The sequence below is a fragment of the Paenibacillus sp. MABNR03 genome, assembly GCF_050455445.1.
In the GTDB taxonomy this organism is placed as follows: Bacteria; Bacillota; Bacilli; order Paenibacillales; family Paenibacillaceae; genus Paenibacillus; species Paenibacillus xylanilyticus.
On sequence record NZ_JBCIYR010000001.1, the window covers coordinates 951,237 to 970,749 of the forward strand.

Below are 19,513 nucleotides of genomic sequence, written 5' to 3' on the forward strand. Positions count from 1 at the left end.
AGCTATATTTTATACGGAATACGATATGGCGAGGTAGTGTGATAATGGCTGAAAAACATGCGGATTATGCTATTCATGAAACCCGGCCCTTTGGGATATTAATTGCAGGACACTATGAGGAAAAGAAGGGATACGAGATTCATCGTCCATCCGGGAGTATTGACTGGTTATTGATGTATACGCTTTCTGGTGAAGGGGTGATTCAGCATGGCAAAAATTCAATCTCCTGTACTTCTGGGGATGTAGCCATCCTCATGCCGGGACTTCCACATCATTATGAAACGAAGCAGAAGCTTTGGGAATTTATATGGGTTCATTTCATTCCCGACCCAAACTGGAGCACGTGGTTGAAACTGCCAGAAACGTCTGATCGTTTCTTCTTTCAGCAGATCGCATCAGAAGAGCTGCAGCATGATGTGCATAATGCACTTCAAAGGCTGGTGCGTCACGGACGTTCGGAAGGAAGTTCCGAACTCCATCGCCGATTAGCTGAGCTTGCCCTGGAAGAGACGTTGATTCGTATTCAACAGACGTTTCCTCCGGATGTTCCGGCGACAATGGATCCCAGAATCGCGGAGATGATGCGACATTTGCAGATGTACCCCGCCCAGAAAGTAAGCATACCCGAGCTGGCGAACCGATGTTGTCTATCCACGTCCCGCCTGTCTCATCTGTTTAAGGAGCAGGTGGGTGACACGATTCTGAATACAGTTCATAAGTTCAGATTGGAAAAGGCGGCGCAGCTCCTGAACGGCACCAATCGGCAAATTGCCGAAATCGCGACGGATGTTGGATTCGACTGCGGCATTCATTTTACAAGAAAGTTCCGCGAAGCGTTCGGTGAGACGCCGTCTGCGTACCGAAAACGAAAAAATAGCCCTCAACAGTGATCTGCGAGGTGTTTCCCCATATAGTCCATGAAATTCAGAGGATATTGAATGGCCCTTCGCTGTTCATTTTTCTTACTATGGATACACCGACAGTTCACATGAGGAGGAAAAGAAATAATGAGCACGAGAGAGTCAACTTTACCCGTTTCAAACGCTGTTCGCGTCTGGGAGGAACATGTTGAGATTCCTACCTATGGCACCGGAGAGCCTGACAAAAATCCTATGTTTCTGGAGAAGCGTGTCTACCAGGGCTCGTCGGGACGCGTCTATCCGCATCCCGTAATCGATAAAATCATGGACGAAAAGGAAATGAAGTCCTATCGCATGGCCATACTCGAGAATGAATATGTGAGAATTGAAATCATGCCCGAGATCGGCGGTCGTATCTACCGGGCATTGGACAAAACAAACAATTATGACTTTGTTTACTATAACCGTGTTATCAAACCTGCACTGGTAGGCCTTGCGGGACCTTGGATTTCTGGCGGTATAGAATTTAACTGGCCGCAGCACCATCGTCCTAACACCTTTGGTCCTGTAGAGCATGCCATAACAGAGAATGAGGACGGCAGCGCCACCGTATGGGTCAGTGAGATCGACCGAATGTACGGAACAAAGGTAACAACAGGCTTCACGCTGCATCCGGGAAAAGCCTACCTCGAAATAAAGGCACAGATGTATAACCGGACTTCGGAGCCGCAAACCTTCCTGTGGTGGGCAAATCCAGCTGTTGCGGTAAATGACCATACTCAAACGGTATTTCCGCCTGACGTCACGGCAGTGTTTGACCACGGCAAGCGTGATGTGTCGAGGTTTCCCATTGCAACGGGAACCTATTATAAGATGGATTATTCGGAAGGCGTAGACATTTCTCGATACAAAAATATACCTGTGCCCACGTCATATATGGCCTATAAATCAGATTACAATTTCGTTGGAGGATACGATCATGGCGTTCAAGCAGGGCTGCTTCACGTAGCGAACCATCATGTGTCCCCGGGGAAGAAACAATGGACGTGGGGCAATGGCGAATTCGGGCAAGCGTGGGATCGCAGTTTGACCGATGAGGACGGGCCATATATCGAGTTGATGACAGGCGTATTCACGGACAACCAACCAGACTTCACTTGGCTTCAGCCGTACGAGGAAAAATCGTTTGCACAGTATTTCATGCCATACAAAAATATTGGAGTCGTGAAAAATGCATCGATCGATGCAGCGGTGAATCTGGAGGTGGACGAATCGCTTCGCACTGCGACTGTAATGGCCTATGCCACATCCGTGTTCGCGGGGGCAATCATTCAGTTGAAGGGCCGGAAGAGAAGCTATTTGAAAGATAAAACGACGCTCTCACCGGAACTGACCTATAAATCAATTGTCACGTTAGACGAAGAAGACCAGCCACATGATTTATTCGTAACCATTCAGGATGCGAATGGCCATCAGCTGATATCCTATCGTCCGGCAAAACCTCGTATTGAACAAGTTCCCGATCCAGCCAAACCGCTTCCTCTTCCGAAGGAGATTAAGAGTACGGAGCAGCTGTACCTGGCCGGTTTACACCTTGAACAATATCGGCATGCTACCTTTGAACCTGAGGATTATTATGAAGAAGGGCTGAGAAGGGATGCCTCCGACATTCGGCTCAATGTTGCATATGGCACATTGCTGCTCCGCAGGGGATGGTTCAAGCAGGCGGAAGAACATTTTCGGACAGCCATAGAATCGTTGACCTGGCGTAACCCGAATCCGTACGACAGCGAAGCCTATTATCAACTCGGCTTGGCACTCAGGCTGCAGGCGCGAAATGATGAAGCGTACGCAGCGTTTTATAAGGCGGTATGGTCTGCCGCTTATCAGGATAGCGGTTACTATGCATTAAGCCAAATTGCCTGTGAACGAGGGGACTATGCTGACGCATTGGAACTTGTAGACAGAGCTTTGGTGCGGAACGTAAGGAACTACAAGTCGAGACTCCTGAAAACTGCGGTTCTGCGCAAGCTTGGACGTTATGTGGAAGCGGCTCAGTTTGCGGAGGAAACGTTGAAGCTGGATATTGCGGATTTTGGAGCAGCGTACGAGAAAGCCCTCGCCTTGAATTTGTTAGGACATCATGAGAAAGCAAAGGAGACACGAACAACTCTTGAAAAGTTTATGAGAAACGATGTGCATAATTACTTGAATCTGGCATCGGATTATGCTGAAAGCGGAATGTACGAGGAGGCAAGAGACGCACTGGTGCAGATTCGTTTGGCACACGGCAATCACACCTATCCGATGGTGCATTATTCACTCGCTTACGTGTATGACAAAATGGATTTCCGTGAAAAAGCAGCCCGGGAGCACCAGTTGGCTCAAACCGCCTCATCCGACTATTGTTTTCCGAACAGTCTGTTCGACATGCAAGTGTTGGAACATGCGATTGCTGCGCATCCGCTGGACAGCAAGGCTCATTACTATCTGGGCAACCTGTATTATGACAAAAAGCGTGCAGAAGATGCCATTCATCATTGGCAACGATCCGTGGAATTGGATGATCGTTTTGCAACGGCACATCGTAATCTTGCCCTGGCTTATTATAATAAACGGAATGATTCAACGGCCGCATTGTCCTCGCTTGAAAAGGCTTTTCAATGTAATCCGGAAGATGCTCGTGTATTGTATGAGTTGGACCAGCTGCACAAAAAAGTGGGTGTTTCCGCTCAGGAGCGAATCGCAAAGCTTCAGCAGCATTTGCAGCTCACACATCAACGGGATGACCTATATCTCGAATATGTGTCCTTGCTCAACATGCTCGGTCAGTACGAAGAAGCGTTATCTGCTCTGCTGCAGCGCCAATTTCATCCTTGGGAGGGTGGAGAAGGCAAAGTTACGGGACAATATGTGCTTGCACTTGTGGAGCTCGGCAGACAAGCCAATCAGCAAGGGAAGTTTAAGGAAGCTGTTTCATTATTAAAGCGTGCGCTCCATTATCCCGAGAATTTGGGCGAGGGCAAGCTGGATGGTGCTCAGGAGAATAACGTTCATTACGAGCTTGGCCAAGCATTCAACGGATTGGGCCAGAATGAAGAAGCGGTGTACCACTGGACCGTTGCTTCGCAAGGTCTGGAAGAGCCGGCCAGTGCCATGTATTATAACGATCAGCCTCCAGAGATGATTTACTATCAAGGCTTGGCATGGTTGCAATTAAACAATGAGAAAGAAGCCAAACGCCGCTTTAACAAGCTGATTGATTTTGCAGAGAGACACCTGTTTGATGACGTGAAAATAGATTATTTTGCCGTATCATTACCTGATTTTCTCGTATTTGAGGATGACCTGAACAAACGCAATCGAATTCACTGCCTGTTTATGCTGGGTTTGGGCTTGTTAGGCTTAGGAAAAGCAGCCGAAGCTAAAGTGCGATTTGAAGAAACGCTGCAATTGGAGCCGAATCACCAAGGAGCAAGAATTCATAAGGAGATGTGTTAGATATATAGCAAAACCAAAGGAACTGCGATGTCGCAGTTCCTTTGGTTTGTTAATCGTGCTTAATCCTCATCATCTGGCAACCTTAGCAAAGGAGGTCTGGCTGATTTTTGGGTTGCAACTTTGAGCGATCGGGCCAATAGTCAAACAAAAATGAACCATCTATAATGTAGAGACCAAGGTAATATACGAACTCATTTCCGGGAAATGAAAACGTAATGACTTTTTGAGTGGAACATTGTAATACTTCTGTGAGTTTTCAATTAGACTACATTAAGGATTTGGGCGAGGAGTGATTAGTATGAACCTATATCATATACAATCTACATTACACGGAGTGGATAGAACTACTTCGTTTCTGGAGAATAACTTTATCGGTATCGTTTGGCCAGCTACAGGGGATCTCGAGCAAATGTCTTCTGAAGAATGGAGAGAGCAACTCGTACAACGCTATGCGCTTAATGAAATGGAGCTGAACCGGACAATGGATACTCTCCATACTTTTGTAAATATCATGCAGGATGGGGACTTTATCTTGATAGACGATGATGAGTGGGTATACGTTGGGGATGTGGGTGATTATTTTTATGATGATTCCTCGGGCACGGGTGAAGACTTGATATGTCACCGGCGAGGAGTTACCTGGTTGGGGCGTATTCCTCTGACCGCGATAAATGACAAAGTACGTGCACTGCTTAATGATTCTTCTATTGTTGTAAAATTCGATCATCCCTTGTCACAGGCTCAACTGGACCCATGGCTTTCGATAGCTCCCAAAACTGAAATGTCAGTTCAAGATACCGTTAGGGTAGATGAAAGGATCATTCAGCAAGCTCTCGATGTTTTGAAAGAAGCATTGCAAAGTGAAGATGCAGACTTGCGAATCCGTGCAGCGACGGCTATTTTGCAATATGTAAAATCGTAGGGAGGATAAGAGCGTGTGAAAAACCAGAGGAATTGACGATCACACCAGAACTTGCCACCAAAAAGTGTAGTCACGAGCTAATATTCTTCCACAAGAAAATAAAAGAAGAGCACACAGGCCCCTCATCAGACAGAGTGGGCTTGGGTGCTGTTATAACGACTATGATCTTTCAGATTGCATATAAGCTGACTGGATTGTGTGTTCAATAAGCGTAGCAATAGTCACGGGGCCAACTCCACCTGGTACTGGTGTAATGGCAGATGACTGCTCCAAGCAGGATACATAGTCCACATCACCGACGTTACCTTTATTGTAGCCGGCATCGATCACAACAGCGCCAGGTTTAATCCAGCTGCCTTTTACAAACAACGGTTTGCCAACAGCAGCAATCACAATATCCCCTAACCTCACAATTTCGTCCAGATTGACGGTTTTGGAGTGACAGGTCGTCACCGTTGCATTTCGGTTTAGTAACATGGCTGAAACAGGCTTGCCCAAGATTGGGCTTCTACCAATGACAACGGCATGTTTGCCTTCGATTTGAATCCTATAGAAATCCAGAATACGGATAATCGCCTGTGGAGTACAGGAAGGGAACGCGGCTGCCCCAAAAGCATTTAACGCATAGCCTTGGGTCGTAACGCCATCAACGTCTTTCTCAATGCTGATTGCATCAAAAGCGGCTCTTTCGTTGATATGATACGGCACAGGGTGCTGTAACAGAATGCCATGTACGGAGTGGTCTGCGTTTAATTTGTTTATTTCTTGAATTAATTCCTCTGTTGTCGTTTCAGCCGGCAGAACGACCTTAATGGAGTGTACACCTAAACGGGCACATGCATTTCCTTTCATGCGTACGTACGTTTCTGAGGAAGGGTCATTGCCGACCAGAATAGTAGCGAGACAAGGGAGGATGCCTTTCTCCTTAATCATTGCAACTTTTGCTACCATTTCTTCCTTCATAAAGTCCGCTACCGTTTGTCCATTTAAAATGAGTTGATCTGTAGTCATCTTGTTCATCGCCCTTTCCAACTAAAAAGAGGCAAGGAAATAAAGATTCCTTACCTCTGCCCAGGCGTACGGCTGATTAGAATCATATGCTCCCTCACGGTTCACCGTGTTCGCCAGTTACATACGACCATTACAATATTAATCTGATCGTACTTCAATTTGAAAAATTGTTCAATACTTTTGATTGGTATATACTTTTTTGTACCATGATCCTGAATGAGCGATGCTGATGAAAGGGAATGGATGGTAAAACAGTTCATAAATTAGCTCACGTCACTGCAATCACAGCACAATGGGAGCGATGAAAAGATCAAAAGGAGACAAATCGCAATGCTTATTAAAAAATGGTTAGGCACGTTACTTATTATTCTGGCAACCATGCTGTTCGCAGGTTGTTCGCTTGAATCGATTCCATTGGATGATCCTGCTCAGGAGAATGCTGTCCTGACCCAATTTGATGAAGTTGCCAATTATATCATCGACCATCAAGAACTTCCGGAAAATTATATAACGAAGAAAGAAGCCAGAGCTCTGGGTTGGGAACCAAGTGAAGGCAATCTGCAAACCGTCGCTCCAGGCAAAAGTATCGGCGGTGATGTATTTCAGAATCGTGAAGGGTTGCTGCCCAAGAAAAAAGGGAGGACCTGGTATGAAGCAGATATTAATTATTCAGGAGGAACCCGGGGAAGCGACCGAATTCTATACTCCAGTGATGGCTTAATCTATAAAACAACCGATCATTATCGCACGTTTGAACAAATCAAATGACCAAAGGTAGGATGGTATGAAAAAAGTAATTATTAATGGAAGTGACATTCATGGAAAAGAAGAATTACATGACATTCTTCAGGCGAAGCTAGGATTAGGAGAATCTTATGGACGCAATTTGGATGCGTTGTGGGATGGTGTGACGGGTTATATTTCAATGCCGCTTACCATTCAATGGCTTCATTTTGAGGCCAGCAGGGCAGTCCTTGGAGAATACGCAGATCAGTTATTGGATTTGCTGCGTGAAGCCGAAGAAGAGCTGGAGCAGTTTACTCTTGAAGTGAAAATGTAGTCTGAGTGGGCAGTCCTTAGGGACTGCTTTTTTGTTTTTGCAACAAGTACATCATGAGTTCCGTTATTTAAATAATGAAATACTAGGAGGGGAATATTATACAGAAAAAGCTATTATATTGTGTTTTGGTTTGTGTAGCAGTTTCTCTGACATCAGCTTGTTCAGGCAGGTCTACAGATGCTGAGGCAATAAACAGTCTAGATGGACTTTATCGTGCTGCATTGGATGAAATCATATCTACAGATACAGCTCTTAACACAAACATGGAGTATATATCCGTAGTCTTCGATCAAAGCATTCAACCAGGTGATTCTGACCGACAACACATCGTAGAATACCTACACCAGAAGTACAAAGTGGAGATTTATAAGCTGACATACAAACAGTTGGTGAAACAAGGCTTATATGATGGTGATAAATCCAACCTGAAAGGGATATTACTGCAAATAGCAAAACCGGAACAGCCGGATCAACAGAATAAAGTTAGTATTGATGCAAGCAAATATCGCTCCAATGAAGGTTCTTATTCTTCGAAAATAATTTTGGAATATCGGAAAAACAAGTGGACCGTCGTTGATCATATCCCTATAAGTGAGAGTTAAATCGGAGCTGCTGCACCATTGTTACCTACAGACAAAAAGTTACTTCAGTAGTCGCCATTGGCGGCTTTTTTCATGTATTAAATATCTTGTCAAATTCTCTATATCATGATAAAGTGATAACGATTATCAATATCAATTATCAATATCAATTAAAAGGGTGGGTTTACATTGTTGAAACGATCCAATTCGATCTTGCTTATACTGGCACTGAGCGTACTGCTGGTATTGAGTGCATGCGGACAGTCTGCGACGTCAAGTACAGCAATGGAGTCAAACACGAGTACCGCTGAGCAGACAACCGACTCAGCCTCTGCAGCTGAACCAGCGACAACTGATGAAGGAGAGACGGTTACATATCAATCCGATGCAGGAGAAGTACAAGTACCTAAAACACCGAATCGTATCGTTGATCTGACGTCATTTACGACAGGATACTTTGTAGCACTGGATGTTCCGGTAGTTGGAGCGCTGTCAGGTGCAATGGGCAACAAATACATCAAGGATCAACTGACAAGTCAAGGGACAACCGATCTGGGTGAGCTGCCGACAGCGGAACAATTGGTAAGCCTCAAGCCCGATCTGATCATTGCTTATACCGGAACAGAAGGGCTTGATCAGTTGTCACAGATTGCACCAGTGGTGCAGATTCAGTATGGCAAACTTAATTATAAAGACCTCATGCTTGAACTCGGCAAGCTGACCAATCGAGAAGACGCAGCCAAAGCCTGGATCACAAACTGGGAAGCACAGATCAATGAATTGAAACCCAAAGTACAAGCAGCAGTAGGCGATCGCACAGTCTCCATCCTGAATCCCTATGCGAAGGGATTGTATGTATTCGGTCATAACTATGGTCGTGGCGGTGAGATCCTATACGGCGAGTTTGGCTTCAAGGCTCCAGCCAAGGCTCAAGCGGAGGCGATTGACAGCGGGACAGGCTTTGCCTCGATTTCCATGGAAGTACTGCCGGAGTATGCAGGTGATATTATTTTCACCAGCCCATGGTCAGGGGATACAAGTGATGCCAGTGTCGTTTACAGCAATACCTTGTGGGAGAATCTCCCTGCTGTTAAGGCAGGACATGTCTTCCAGCTTGATAAAACTTCAGACACATACAATGATCCTATAACATTGGAAGGGCAACTGAAATTCATCTCGGAAAGCTTGCTTTCGGTGAAGTAAGCTGAGCAAGAGCACTCCTGGCCGTCACTTATGTGACAGAGGAGTGCTCTTTTTATCCAATTGAATTAAATTACGTAGAAATCCCCATCCTCTGGAACAAGAACGTTCCGGGTCATACCTTTATCCTTCAAGAAGTTTCTCAGCTCTTCTCTTGAAAGCCCCCAGTGGTTAACAGCTTCCATATGAACAACGATAATTTTGGCATCGGATGCCGTTTGGTAAACTTCATAAATGTCGTCTTTCCCCATCACCAAAGAACCACCCTGCAAAAACTGATTATCTCCTCCATTGACGACGATAACTTCAGGTTTGTACGTATGAATCACTTCCTCAACAGACTCAATCCAAACAGTATCACCGGCAACGTATAAGGTTTGTTCACTAGTATGTTTAAAGACTACGCCGCACACTTCACCAGCAAGCTTCAATATTTCACCTCTGCCGTGCTCTCCTTTGGTTTTAACCAGCTCGATTCCCTGGAAGACAGTATCTATTTGAAGAACCTCTACGTTGTTAAAACCTGCATTTTTCACCTCTATGGCATCTGCATCGTTCTGTACAAACATTTTGATGTCTTTGGGCAGCGCTTCTTTTGCGGCATCATCGAAATGGTCCAAATGCAGGTGAGTAACGATGACGGCATCGATGTTACGAATTATATTGTCAATCGAAGTTGGAAGGCTAACCAACGGATTCATCTGATCCTGTCTTGCCGAATTCGGGAAAGGAGGATAAGTGCCTTTGTCAGCCAAAAAGGGGTCAATCAGGAATTGGTATCCTGCATATTCAACGATAATCGTAGCATTTCGAATGTGAGTTATTTTCATTGCAATTCTCCTTTGATCATGAATATATAAATAGCTTACACGTTGTGGTTTTTTACGTACATGCATGAAATAAAGTCTTTCCGGACATTTACTTGAATGTTGAAAGTATTTTTATTGAATCGTCTGTATGCATAACAGAGTTAACTTTACTTATTTCACGAATTGGTATTTTAATTAAGAAGACAATAAATGAAAGGGGATGATTATAAGTGATTGACCACATAGATAAGTTAATTATTGAAGAGCTGTCCCAGAACAGTCGTATGACGATGAAAAAGTTGGGGGAGAAAGTTCATCTCACCGGACAAGCAGCTGCTTCAAGAGTGTTAAAGCTGGAGGAAAGCGGCATCATTGAGAAATACACCCTACAAGTGAATCAGGCCAAATTAAACTGTTTAGTTCATGCTTTCATTACGGTCAAACTGACCAATCCGTATCATCAATCTTTTCTGTCCTTTATTAAAAACGAAGCGCATTATGTATTGAATAATTACAAAGTGAGCGGGGACGGATGTTATTTACTGGAATGCAGATTCCCTTCTAATGAAGTATTGGATCAATTTCTCGTACGTTTAAATGAACATGCAAACTATAACTTGTCCATCGTGATAAACAAGCAAAAGTAGAAGGAGCTAAAAAAGAAACGATTAACCCTCACTGTAAGTGAAGCGGCAAGAAGTTTATGCGTTAAGAAGCAACGATGAATTGTATTCTTATATGGAGTCTCTCAAATAGAGTGTATACTTGGGTGAAGGGAATTGAATCATTAAGGACCACGTTAAATAACATCAATTACACCTAGGAGGAGTTTCAATGGAAGAGTTTGAAGATTACCTCGCACGTATGGATAACCCGGAACACCGGGCAAGAACAGAAGAAGTTCTGCATTGGGTCGCTACGAAATTTCCAAATTTAAAGCCGAAGATTGCATGGAATCAACCGATGTTTACTGATCATGATACTTTTATCATAGGCTTTAGCGTATCCAAACAGCATCTGGCAGTTGCCCCTGAAAAGGCAGGCATCCATCATTTTTCAGAAGAGATTGTGAAGGCCGGTTATGATCATACAAAGGAATTGATCCGTATGAAATGGAATCTCCCGGTCGACTTCTCTTTGCTTGAGAAAATTATCGAATTTAACATTTTGGATAAGGCTGACTGCTCGACGTTTTGGCGGAAATAAAAAGAACAGAACATATCTGAAGGTCATTTTAGTTATATAACTATTAGAGAGGTGTGGGTAGTAATGGGTCAATATTCTGGTCATGAAGTGGAAGAGGAATTGGCAGATGCAGCCGGTGAAGAGTCTAATGGATATGGTTCGAAAGAAACACCAGGCTCGTTGATGGAAGCGTACATGCAGGCTGAATATATCGTCAGTGGTCATGGCAGCCGCAAAATTAAAGTTCTGCAGGAAGCATTTCAGCACATGGATGGAGAGATGGACAGCGACCATTACGGAAATGGGGAAACCATTGAACAGTTCCAGCGGCAAATGGCTGAAGTGCTGGGCAAGGAATCGGCTATATTTTTCCCGAGTGGGACCATGTCTCAGCAGATTGCGTTGCGTATCTATTGCGATCTGAAGGGACTGAAGCGCGTAGCTTATCATCCGCTATGCCACATTGAGATTCATGAAGAAAACACCTTGAGAGAGCTTCATCAGATAGAAGCGGTGTTACTAGGGGAGAAGGATCGTTTAATTCGATTGGAAGATGTAAAAGCCATCGAAGGCGACATTGCTTGTCTATTACTTGAACTGCCTCAGCGGGAGATCGGCGGACAACTGCCTTCTTATGAAGAACTTGAAGCCATTTCAGCCTATTGCCGAGAACAGGGTATCAAGTTACACTTGGACGGAGCCAGGCTGTTTGAAATTACACCCTACTATCAGAAGACCGCGGCAGAGATATGCAGCCTGTTTGACAGTGTCTATGTATCCTTATATAAGGGGATTGGTGGTATTGCAGGAGCCGTATTGGCTGGAGATGCAGACATGATGCAAGAATCCAGAGTATGGAAGCGCCGGTTTGGCGGGGATCTGATCGGCCTGTATCCATACATTCTCAGTTCCCAATATTATTTTGATCAGCGCAAGGATAAAATGGGAATCTATTATGAACATGCCAAGCAGCTAGCCGCTATGCTGAATCAATGTCATGCGGTACGGACGCTGCCAGAAGTACCAGTTTCCAATATGTTTCATGTTCACATCGCATTAGCACAGGCTGAGGCTGAACCTATTTTCTCGAAAATGACTCAGCAGTTTGGGATAGGCTTAACCTCCTATCTAAATGAAAGCAATGAGACGGGGCATTGTTCATTTGAACTTTCACTGGGAGATCGTTATGAAACCGTACCACAGGATCAGCTGCAGGCTGCTCTGGAGTGGCTGGACGAACAATTTCGTGTACTCGTTCCGAAGAGTTAAAATAAGCGTATCATCATTGGGAAATACATGCTATAAAATCAGTCTTTAGTAGGAGGCGCACGATAACGATGTCCGTATAATTATGATGTGAAAGGAGACGTCATATCATTATTTTGTATGGGCATCTTTATCAAAAATTGGAGGTTGAGGAGATTGAGTAGGCACGAAAAAAGCACCAATGCACCTAGCCTGTTTCGCAACCGGTTCCTTCAGACGATATTATTATCAAGCGTTCTCCTGCAGATCGGTATCTGGGTACGTAATTTTGCTATACTCCTATACGTTGCGGAGACAACAAACAATGATCCTTATGCGATCTCCCTCATCAGCGTCGCAGAATTTGCACCCATTTTTGTTTTTTCGTTCATCGGAGGCACCTTTGCGGACCGTTGGCGTCCGAAGCGAACGATGATCTGGTGTGATTTATTATCTGCGGTATCGGTATTTGTAGTACTTCTGACCATCCATTACGGTTCTTGGCATTCTGTCTACCTGGTCGCATTCATCTCGGCTATTCTTTCGCAGTTCTCCCAACCTTCAAGCATGCGATTGTTCAAGTATCATGTAGCCGAAGAGCAGCTGCAGCAAGGCATGGCTCTGTTTCAATCGCTAATGGCCATCTTCATGGTGCTCGGCCCGATGCTCGGGACCTTCGTTTACAGCACGTTTGGACTTGAAGTGTCCATTGCTGTCATGGGCATCGTTTTTCTGCTCTCCGCACTCGTGCTCATTCGTCTGCCAGAGGACAATATGCAAGCACAAACAGTTGTAGTTAAAGGACAGTTCCGTAAAGAATTCGTGGAAGGCTTTCGCTATGTTTGGCAAAGTCAAGTGCTGCGAATGCTTGGACTCGCGTTTATTCTTGCGGGACTCGCTGTTGGCGTAGCCCAAGCGCTCAACCTGTTTATCGTAACGGAGCGGCTTGGCAGAAGCGAGGAGTTCCTGCAGTACCTGCTAATGGTGAACGGAGCAGCCATGCTGATCGGTGGCGGTATCGTAGCCGTTTTCGCGAAGAAGGTTCCGCCGCAAGTTCTTCTTGCGATCGGCATGATCGCTGGCGCGGTCTGCACAGCCATTGTAGGGTACTCAACGAGCGTTCCTGTCACTCTGACCGTTCAATTTCTGAATGGGTTAGTGTTCCCTTGCATTCACATTGGGATCAGCACAATGATTCTAAAATGGTCAGAGTCTTCGATTGTCGGTCGGGTGAATGGGGTTCTGAATCCGATGTTCGTAGGCATGATGGTCATTTCCATGTCCTTCGCAGGTGCGCTGAAGGATGCCTTTTCACTGAGCACGATCTATAGTGGAGCAGGATTTTTGTTTCTCATTGGCGCATTGGTGATGGTGCCGATCATGAACCAAAAAGCGCCGGAAAAAGCACCACCAGTTGCACAAGAGGTATAGTCAGCGATATCCATAAGGGTTTAGTCCAGAAGAATCGGCTAGGAAAATGCCGGTTCTTTTTTCCTTTTGCAGAGTAAGGATGCTTGCATATATACCACAGTTCATACAAAATGAATGAGATGAATGGAGTAAACCCAGAAATGTACAGATGGAGGAAATAGAGTAGATGACGTTGGAAGAGTTAACGGAGTACTGTTTGTCTTATCCCAGTTCATACGAAGATCATCCATTCGGAGAAGGATGGACGGCGATACGCCACCAAGGAAACAAAAAATTGTTTGCACTCATTTTACACAACTATAACGGTCATGTATGTGTGAATCTGAAGTGTGATCCTGAACGTTCGGATTTCTTGCGGAATGCATTCCCGGAGGTAACACCTGGTTACCATATGAACAAGGAACATTGGAACACGGTTAATGTGGAAGGTAAACTGCCGGAAGAGGATGTGCATGGAATGATCAAGCATAGTTTCGAACTAACAAGGCCCAAGCGGGTTAAAAAGAAAAGCGAATCATAAGCACAATTAATCGTGCTTACGGTTGCGCCAAAAAGATGAAAACCCACCTTAATGAGTGGGCTTTTTTTGGTGCAATTTGAGAGATTTCGAATTTCTATCTTAAAGTTCCTAACCTCACGAAGCTCAGCCTTTAACTGCTCCAGCCGTAAGACCGCTTACGATGTATTTCTGACCAAATAAGTACAGGATGAAAACAGGCAGGGAAGTAAGCACCAGATTGGCAAAAATCAGATTCCAGTCCCGGCTGTATTTGCCGTAAAAATTATAGATCGAAAGCGGCATCGTCCACGTTGAGCTGTCCGTAAGGAAGTACACCGGTATTGTGATATCATTCCATACGGACATGAACACCATGATGGCTACCGTAGCGTTAACAGGCAGAATGAGTGGTGTGACGATGCGGAAGAATACACCGAACACGCTTGCGCCTTCCAGAAACGCCACCTCGTCCAGCGCTCTAGGAATCGTTTTGATAAAACCACTATACAAAAATACACTAAAAGCCGTATTAAGAGCTGCATAAATCAGGATGACGCTTGTGATACTTCCGTAAAATCCCAAACCCTGCACGACCCGAATGGTCGTAATAATTGACATCGGAGCGATCAGCCCCATGAAAAAATACATGTAGATCGCACCGGAAACTTTCGTTTCCCGGCGTGCCAGGATGAATGATGCAGCCGAAGATGCAGCAATGTTGATCACGGACGAAACACCTGTAATCCAGATACTGTTGAGAAATGCCCGGGACAGACCGCCTTCTTCGAAGACGCGTACATAGTTTGAGAATTGCCATGTATCAGGCAGGCTCAGTGAGAAGCTAAGCACTTCAGCACTTGTTTTGAACGAACCGAAGATCAGAATCACGAGCGGCAATAGAACAATCAGGGAGGCCAGAATCAGGAACCCTTCCACAATGTAATTGCGGATGGCCAGTTTGCGTGTATAACCCATATTATTCGGTAACCTCCTTACGACGCATAAAAATCAGCAGTGGAATGGCAATAATGGTGACGACTACGAACAGCAATGTATTGACTGCGGTACCGAGTCCCCAGTTGCCTTCACCGAAGGAGCGCAGAATAATGGTGCCCACAACCTGAGACGCGTTACCCGGTCCTCCGCCGGTCATGACGTACACTTCCGAAAATACTTTGAGTCCACCGATGAGCGTCAGCATCAGGTTGATGTTAATGGCTGGCAGCAGTAGTGGCAGGGTGATTTTGAAAAAGCTTTTCCATGAACTCGCCCCGTCTATGGTGGCAGCCTCGTAATATTCCTGGGAAATGGATTGCAACCCGGCCAGATAGATGGCCATCTGGAAACCGGCACTCTGCCAGATGGAGACAATGGCAATTGTCCAGATGACAATGGATGGGTTGGTGAGCCAAGCCTGGCTTAATGAATCCAAACCTACGGATTCCAGCAAGCGATTGATCGTGCCTTCCGTGCGCAGCATCGGTGTAAACAGAATGCTGATGACAAGAATACTCAGAATGGATGGGGAGTAGAAGATGGCACGCAGCAGATTCTTGGTTCTTAGTCTCATGTTAAGTCCTACGGCCAGCAGTAGACCGATGACATTTTTGCCGATGACCGTGACGATCGCAAATATCGCCGTGTTTTGAAGTGCCAGGATCAGCGTTTTGTCGGAGAAAATCTTCTTGAAATTATCCCAGCCGATGAACTGCAGTTCCAGTCGGTCCAGCCGCCAATCCGTAAATGAATAGTAGAAACCTGCCATGGCAGGAATAACGAAGAAGATGGAGTAGATAAGCAGTGCCGGAAATATCATGTAATACGAATATAAATTTTTAGCCCTTTTCATGTCTCACGCTCCGTTATAGCTTGGTCAGCATATCACTTAGGAGTGCTATGCTGACCTGTATTTATCTTCTTAGAAACCGGCCACACCTTTGTCTTGCATCAATTGGCTGAACTTCTCGTCCCATGCTTTCAGTACCTCTTCCGGTGTCAAGCCGCCTGCAAACTGATCCTGCAGCAATCGGTACAGCTCACTGCGGTCAACCAGCATATAGGCATCCGTTGTTAACACGGTTTTCTTAGGGGTAATGTAATTATCCACGATGTCCTGCTTGTAGGCAGGCAGCTCCGGTGTTGTAACATCACTGAAATTGGATACATAACCTTTGGAATCCACGATCTGTTGCGCAATTTCTTTGGAGGCGATAAAGTCCAGGAACTGTTTGGCCTCTTCCAGATGCTTGGATTTTTTCGGAATGAACAGCTGTCCGCCGAGTGGACTTGCTCCCAGGCTTGCATCCTCAGAAGACGGGATAGGGAATACGCCGAGCTCCATGTTTGGATCCTGCTGGGCAACCCCTTCAATTAGCCAGTCACCCATAAACATCATGGCGACTTCCTTGTTCAGAAATTTACCCACGGCCATGTCGTAGCTGTCACTAAGCACGTCTGCATTGGTGTATCCTTTGGTGTATATCTCATATTGCTGTTCCAGGAATGTTTTGAATTCCGGGATATCAGACCATTTTTTCTTGTTGCTGTTCAAATCATCAAAAAACGTTGGCTCATTCTTGGCTGCAAAATCGGCAAACGCTGCTGCAGGCCAGATGTTGGCGGCCCAGGCATCTTTGTACGGCATAAATACGGGGGTGATGCCACTCGCTTTGATTTTTTCACAAATGGCCAGAAATTCTTCGTAGTTTGTCGGAATCGATAGGCCGAGTTCCTCAAAGATCTGTTTATTGTAAACAACCCCTTGCATACCTGTATCCTGGCTGACATGGAAACTGTAGAGATGACCACCGGAAGACAGGACGTCTTTGTTCACAATTCTGCTCGCCCACGGCTCGTTATCCAGGATCTCGAAGTTGCGTTCAAGGTTCAGATCCGTCACTGCGCTCGCGAGATTGTATTGAATGATGTCAGGCGTTTCGTCAACAGCAAGCTTGGTTTGTAATACGGTTGTGGTTTGTTCAGCTGGAATCAGCTGCAGATTCACGCGAATGTTGGTCTGTTTTTCAAACTCATCCAGAATGTCCTGCTGAATAAAGGCAGAGTCCTGCGAACTTTTGGAAATGGCCAGTTCCAGGGTGACCTTGGCATTTTTGCTGTCTCCGCCAGCAGACGTGCCGGAATCAGAACTTCCTGATCCGCAAGCGGTTAACGAGATGGATAATAAACTGGCTAGAACAATAGATAATGCTTTTTTTCTCTTATGCGTCTTCAAAGCAAATCCCCCTCTAAAACGTTTTATGAATCCGTTTACAAATTTGATTATAAATATTTATTGGTCCCCGGTACATGTCTGTGCTTGAACGTTTATGTGTAAAATCCTGAACTTGAAATCGCTATCATTTCATTCAAGTGCATGATACAGTAAGACATAAATGATTGTGAATGTCAGATCATGTAGAACAGGGGGAGCTTACGAAGAATGGCGAAGTTCATACATAGGGCAACTCAATTCAGTTTGCAAACCAAGGTTTTTTTGACGTTTCTGGCACTGCTTTTGTTCGTGCTGGGCTGTTTTATCGTTTATGTAAACATTGTCGTTATCCGCCCGCTCAAACAAAAAACAGAACAGGATACCCTAGTGACAGCGACAAAGGTAAGAGAACAGGTGGATCTCTATGTGGAGCAGCAGAACCAGATGTCCCAGCGAATCTTGTCCAGCAAGGATATTTTTGTCACAATGGACAAAAGTTCCTCGGCTCATAGTAATTATGAAAGGTTGAAGCAAATCCGGAAGCTGAAAGACATTATGTTTCAGGCCATCGGGCCCAGTATGAATATCAAGGACATGTCAATTTATGACAAACAAGGCGTGCTGCTTACGTCGTATCTCGGAACAGGCAATCTTCCGGCGATCCTGAGCACCATGGTGGAAAACAGTAGTGTTGGACGAAAGTGGGAGGGGAGCGGATTTATTCTGGTCCGGGAATCGGATACCATCTCCTTTATTCGTACGATCAACGATCAGAACGGCAAGGTATACGGTTATCTTAGCATTCAGATGGATCAGGCTTATATTCAAAAGCTTACTGAAGGGATTACAGCTGGCGATGTGTATATTCTGAACCAGCAAGGTGAGCAGATGACCGGCTCGGAAACAGCTGCCAAGTCGTTGAAATGGGCCAAGACATTGATTGACGAAGGATTGTATGTAGACGAACACAACAACTACGTGACGCATTCCACATCTCCCAGCACGGGTTGGATTACGTATATCGTTACACCAAGAAAGTCGGTATTAGGCTCGATCCATTCTGTACAGAGCATGTCCATTCTGTTGATTACGGCATTGATGCTGGTTTCGTTTGTTTACATCTTCCTGACGACGCGCAATCTATTGCTTCCCATCCGCAAGCTTCGCAGCCAGATCTGGCGCATCAACTATAGCAATATGAATCTCAAAGTGGATGAAAGGCCAAAGAATAATGATTTGCTGCTGTTGAATGAGGCTTTTCAGGATCTGATGGAACGATTGCAGCAATCCATTGACCGTGAAAAAGCGGCACTGCATGAAGAGGTCATGGCTCGGAATTCGGCGCTGCAAGCTCAGATAGCCCCTCATTTTATCCATAACGTGCTTTATTTAATCAGCATCGCTGCACAGGAGGGGAGAACCAAAGTTGTATCCGATATGTGCAAACACCTCTCGGACAGTCTGCGGTATATCGTATCCTCACCTTATGCACATGTGACCCTGGCTGATGAGCTTGAGCATACCGAACATTATTTATCGCTAGTACAGCAAAAATATGAGGAAGACCTGGAATGGGACATCAGCGCTGACGCGTTAGCGAGTGAGATTCGGCTACCCCGGTTGATTATTCAGCCTTTTGTGGAAAATTGCATTGAGCATGCCTTTTCCAATACTGCGCCGCCCTGGCGTATTCGAATTACAGTGAAGCAATATAACGGATTATGGGCGCTTGAAATTAAAGATAACGGAGAAGGCTTCTCACCCGATAAAATCCGGGAAATCTTAGCCAATGTTCAGGAATCAGATGCCGGGATGAATCAACTGCCCCATCATCCAACGTCCTTCGGTAATATGGGAATACTCAACAGCGTTAACCGACTTAAACTGATGTATAGTAACCGGCTTTTTTTTAACATTTTCAATAATCAAGCGGACGAGGAAAGAGGAGCAACCATTCAAATCATCGGCTCGCTGACAAAAGATTTTTACTGAGCAAAG

At 45.1% G+C, this 19,513-nt stretch carries 17 protein-coding genes and 1 riboswitch; of the genes, 12 read left to right on the forward strand and 5 right to left on the reverse strand.

Annotated features, from left to right (window positions below):
- Positions 1-44 precede the first annotated feature (44 nt).
- From AAIH57_RS04090 to AAIH57_RS04100, 3 genes are all read left to right on the forward strand, one after another.
- A complete protein-coding gene (locus AAIH57_RS04090) occupies positions 45-890 on the forward strand; it encodes a helix-turn-helix domain-containing protein (protein WP_430020635.1) in 846 nt (281 codons plus the stop codon).
- A gap of 117 nt (positions 891-1,007) precedes the next feature.
- Complete coding sequence (locus tag AAIH57_RS04095; protein WP_430020636.1) at positions 1,008-4,361, forward strand: DUF5107 domain-containing protein; 3,354 nt, start codon at positions 1,008-1,010, stop codon at positions 4,359-4,361.
- 298 nt (positions 4,362-4,659) lie between these two features.
- Complete coding sequence (locus AAIH57_RS04100; protein ID WP_430020637.1) at positions 4,660-5,283, forward strand: hypothetical protein; 624 nt, start codon at positions 4,660-4,662, stop codon at positions 5,281-5,283.
- Positions 5,284-5,442: 159 nt separating this feature from the next.
- Here the strand turns inward: AAIH57_RS04100 and AAIH57_RS04105 are convergent, their stop codons facing one another.
- Positions 5,443-6,294, reverse strand: coding sequence for a bifunctional 5,10-methylenetetrahydrofolate dehydrogenase/5,10-methenyltetrahydrofolate cyclohydrolase (locus tag AAIH57_RS04105; protein WP_430020638.1), 852 nt, complete (start codon positions 6,292-6,294; stop codon positions 5,443-5,445).
- 51 nt (positions 6,295-6,345) lie between these two features.
- A riboswitch (ZMP/ZTP riboswitch) is annotated at positions 6,346-6,425 on the reverse strand.
- Between the two features lie 199 nt (positions 6,426-6,624).
- Between AAIH57_RS04105 and AAIH57_RS04110 the strand changes: the two genes are divergently transcribed.
- From AAIH57_RS04110 to AAIH57_RS04120, 3 genes are all read left to right on the forward strand, one after another.
- Complete coding sequence (locus tag AAIH57_RS04110; protein ID WP_430020639.1) at positions 6,625-7,062, forward strand: ribonuclease domain-containing protein; 438 nt, start codon at positions 6,625-6,627, stop codon at positions 7,060-7,062.
- Positions 7,063-7,078: 16 nt separating this feature from the next.
- Positions 7,079-7,354 carry a barstar family protein gene (locus AAIH57_RS04115; protein WP_430020640.1) on the forward strand — a complete coding sequence of 92 codons (276 nt, stop codon included), beginning with the start codon at positions 7,079-7,081 and terminating at the stop codon, positions 7,352-7,354.
- A 770-nt stretch (positions 7,355-8,124) separates the two neighbouring features.
- The gene (locus AAIH57_RS04120) at positions 8,125-9,138 is read left to right on the forward strand and encodes an ABC transporter substrate-binding protein (protein WP_175394794.1); all 1,014 of its coding nucleotides are present in this window, start codon (positions 8,125-8,127) and stop codon (positions 9,136-9,138) included.
- A 65-nt stretch (positions 9,139-9,203) separates the two neighbouring features.
- Here the strand turns inward: AAIH57_RS04120 and AAIH57_RS04125 are convergent, their stop codons facing one another.
- Positions 9,204-9,965, reverse strand: coding sequence for an MBL fold metallo-hydrolase (locus tag AAIH57_RS04125; RefSeq protein ID WP_175394795.1), 762 nt, complete (start codon positions 9,963-9,965; stop codon positions 9,204-9,206).
- Between the two features lie 209 nt (positions 9,966-10,174).
- Between AAIH57_RS04125 and AAIH57_RS04130 the strand changes: the two genes are divergently transcribed.
- The 5 genes from AAIH57_RS04130 to AAIH57_RS04150 all read left to right on the forward strand — a co-directional run bounded on the left by AAIH57_RS04130 (position 10,175) and on the right by AAIH57_RS04150 (position 14,325).
- The gene (locus AAIH57_RS04130; RefSeq protein ID WP_175394796.1) at positions 10,175-10,591 is read left to right on the forward strand and encodes an Lrp/AsnC family transcriptional regulator; all 417 of its coding nucleotides are present in this window, start codon (positions 10,175-10,177) and stop codon (positions 10,589-10,591) included.
- A 187-nt stretch (positions 10,592-10,778) separates the two neighbouring features.
- Positions 10,779-11,150 (forward strand): iron chaperone, encoded by a 372-nt coding sequence (locus AAIH57_RS04135; RefSeq protein WP_430020641.1) that lies wholly within the window; start codon positions 10,779-10,781, stop codon positions 11,148-11,150.
- 162 nt (positions 11,151-11,312) lie between these two features.
- Positions 11,313-12,398, forward strand: coding sequence for a threonine aldolase family protein (locus AAIH57_RS04140; RefSeq protein ID WP_430021329.1), 1,086 nt, complete (start codon positions 11,313-11,315; stop codon positions 12,396-12,398).
- Positions 12,399-12,551: 153 nt separating this feature from the next.
- The gene (locus tag AAIH57_RS04145; RefSeq protein WP_430020642.1) at positions 12,552-13,805 is read left to right on the forward strand and encodes an MFS transporter; all 1,254 of its coding nucleotides are present in this window, start codon (positions 12,552-12,554) and stop codon (positions 13,803-13,805) included.
- A gap of 166 nt (positions 13,806-13,971) precedes the next feature.
- Complete coding sequence (locus tag AAIH57_RS04150; RefSeq protein ID WP_175394800.1) at positions 13,972-14,325, forward strand: MmcQ/YjbR family DNA-binding protein; 354 nt, start codon at positions 13,972-13,974, stop codon at positions 14,323-14,325.
- A gap of 123 nt (positions 14,326-14,448) precedes the next feature.
- On the opposite strand, the gene AAIH57_RS04155 is transcribed toward AAIH57_RS04150, so the two are convergent.
- The 3 genes from AAIH57_RS04155 to AAIH57_RS04165 form a co-directional block, all read right to left on the reverse strand.
- Positions 14,449-15,279: a carbohydrate ABC transporter permease gene (locus tag AAIH57_RS04155; RefSeq protein WP_175394801.1), complete on the reverse strand. Its 831-nt coding sequence runs from the start codon at positions 15,277-15,279 to the stop codon at positions 14,449-14,451.
- Between the two features lies 1 nt (position 15,280).
- On the reverse strand, positions 15,281-16,153 hold the full coding sequence (locus AAIH57_RS04160; protein ID WP_175394802.1) for a carbohydrate ABC transporter permease: 873 nt from the start codon (positions 16,151-16,153) through the stop codon (positions 15,281-15,283).
- 69 nt (positions 16,154-16,222) lie between these two features.
- Positions 16,223-17,536 carry an ABC transporter substrate-binding protein gene (locus AAIH57_RS04165; protein WP_175394803.1) on the reverse strand — a complete coding sequence of 438 codons (1,314 nt, stop codon included), beginning with the start codon at positions 17,534-17,536 and terminating at the stop codon, positions 16,223-16,225.
- Positions 17,537-17,743: 207 nt separating this feature from the next.
- Between AAIH57_RS04165 and AAIH57_RS04170 the strand changes: the two genes are divergently transcribed.
- Positions 17,744-19,507 carry a sensor histidine kinase gene (locus tag AAIH57_RS04170; RefSeq protein ID WP_430020643.1) on the forward strand — a complete coding sequence of 588 codons (1,764 nt, stop codon included), beginning with the start codon at positions 17,744-17,746 and terminating at the stop codon, positions 19,505-19,507.
- Positions 19,508-19,513 lie beyond the last annotated feature (6 nt).

Excerpts from the sequence above, each read along its gene's own strand:
- AAIH57_RS04100 (WP_430020637.1), top strand. The coding sequence starts at position 4,660 with ATGAACCTATATCATATACAATCTACATTACACGGAGTGGATAGAACT.
- AAIH57_RS04160 (WP_175394802.1), bottom strand. The coding sequence starts at position 16,153 with ATGAAAAGGGCTAAAAATTTATATTCGTATTACATGATATTTCCGGCA.
- AAIH57_RS04170 (WP_430020643.1), top strand. The coding sequence starts at position 17,744 with ATGGCGAAGTTCATACATAGGGCAACTCAATTCAGTTTGCAAACCAAG.
- AAIH57_RS04150 (WP_175394800.1), top strand. The coding sequence starts at position 13,972 with ATGACGTTGGAAGAGTTAACGGAGTACTGTTTGTCTTATCCCAGTTCA.
- AAIH57_RS04135 (WP_430020641.1), top strand. The coding sequence starts at position 10,779 with ATGGAAGAGTTTGAAGATTACCTCGCACGTATGGATAACCCGGAACAC.
- AAIH57_RS04105 (WP_430020638.1), bottom strand. The coding sequence starts at position 6,294 with ATGACTACAGATCAACTCATTTTAAATGGACAAACGGTAGCGGACTTT.
- AAIH57_RS04125 (WP_175394795.1), bottom strand. The coding sequence starts at position 9,965 with ATGAAAATAACTCACATTCGAAATGCTACGATTATCGTTGAATATGCA.
- AAIH57_RS04090 (WP_430020635.1), top strand. The coding sequence starts at position 45 with ATGGCTGAAAAACATGCGGATTATGCTATTCATGAAACCCGGCCCTTT.
- AAIH57_RS04115 (WP_430020640.1), top strand. The coding sequence starts at position 7,079 with ATGAAAAAAGTAATTATTAATGGAAGTGACATTCATGGAAAAGAAGAA.
- AAIH57_RS04140 (WP_430021329.1), top strand. The coding sequence starts at position 11,313 with ATGGAAGCGTACATGCAGGCTGAATATATCGTCAGTGGTCATGGCAGC.
- AAIH57_RS04110 (WP_430020639.1), top strand. The coding sequence starts at position 6,625 with ATGCTTATTAAAAAATGGTTAGGCACGTTACTTATTATTCTGGCAACC.
- AAIH57_RS04155 (WP_175394801.1), bottom strand. The coding sequence starts at position 15,279 with ATGGGTTATACACGCAAACTGGCCATCCGCAATTACATTGTGGAAGGG.
- AAIH57_RS04095 (WP_430020636.1), top strand. The coding sequence starts at position 1,008 with ATGAGCACGAGAGAGTCAACTTTACCCGTTTCAAACGCTGTTCGCGTC.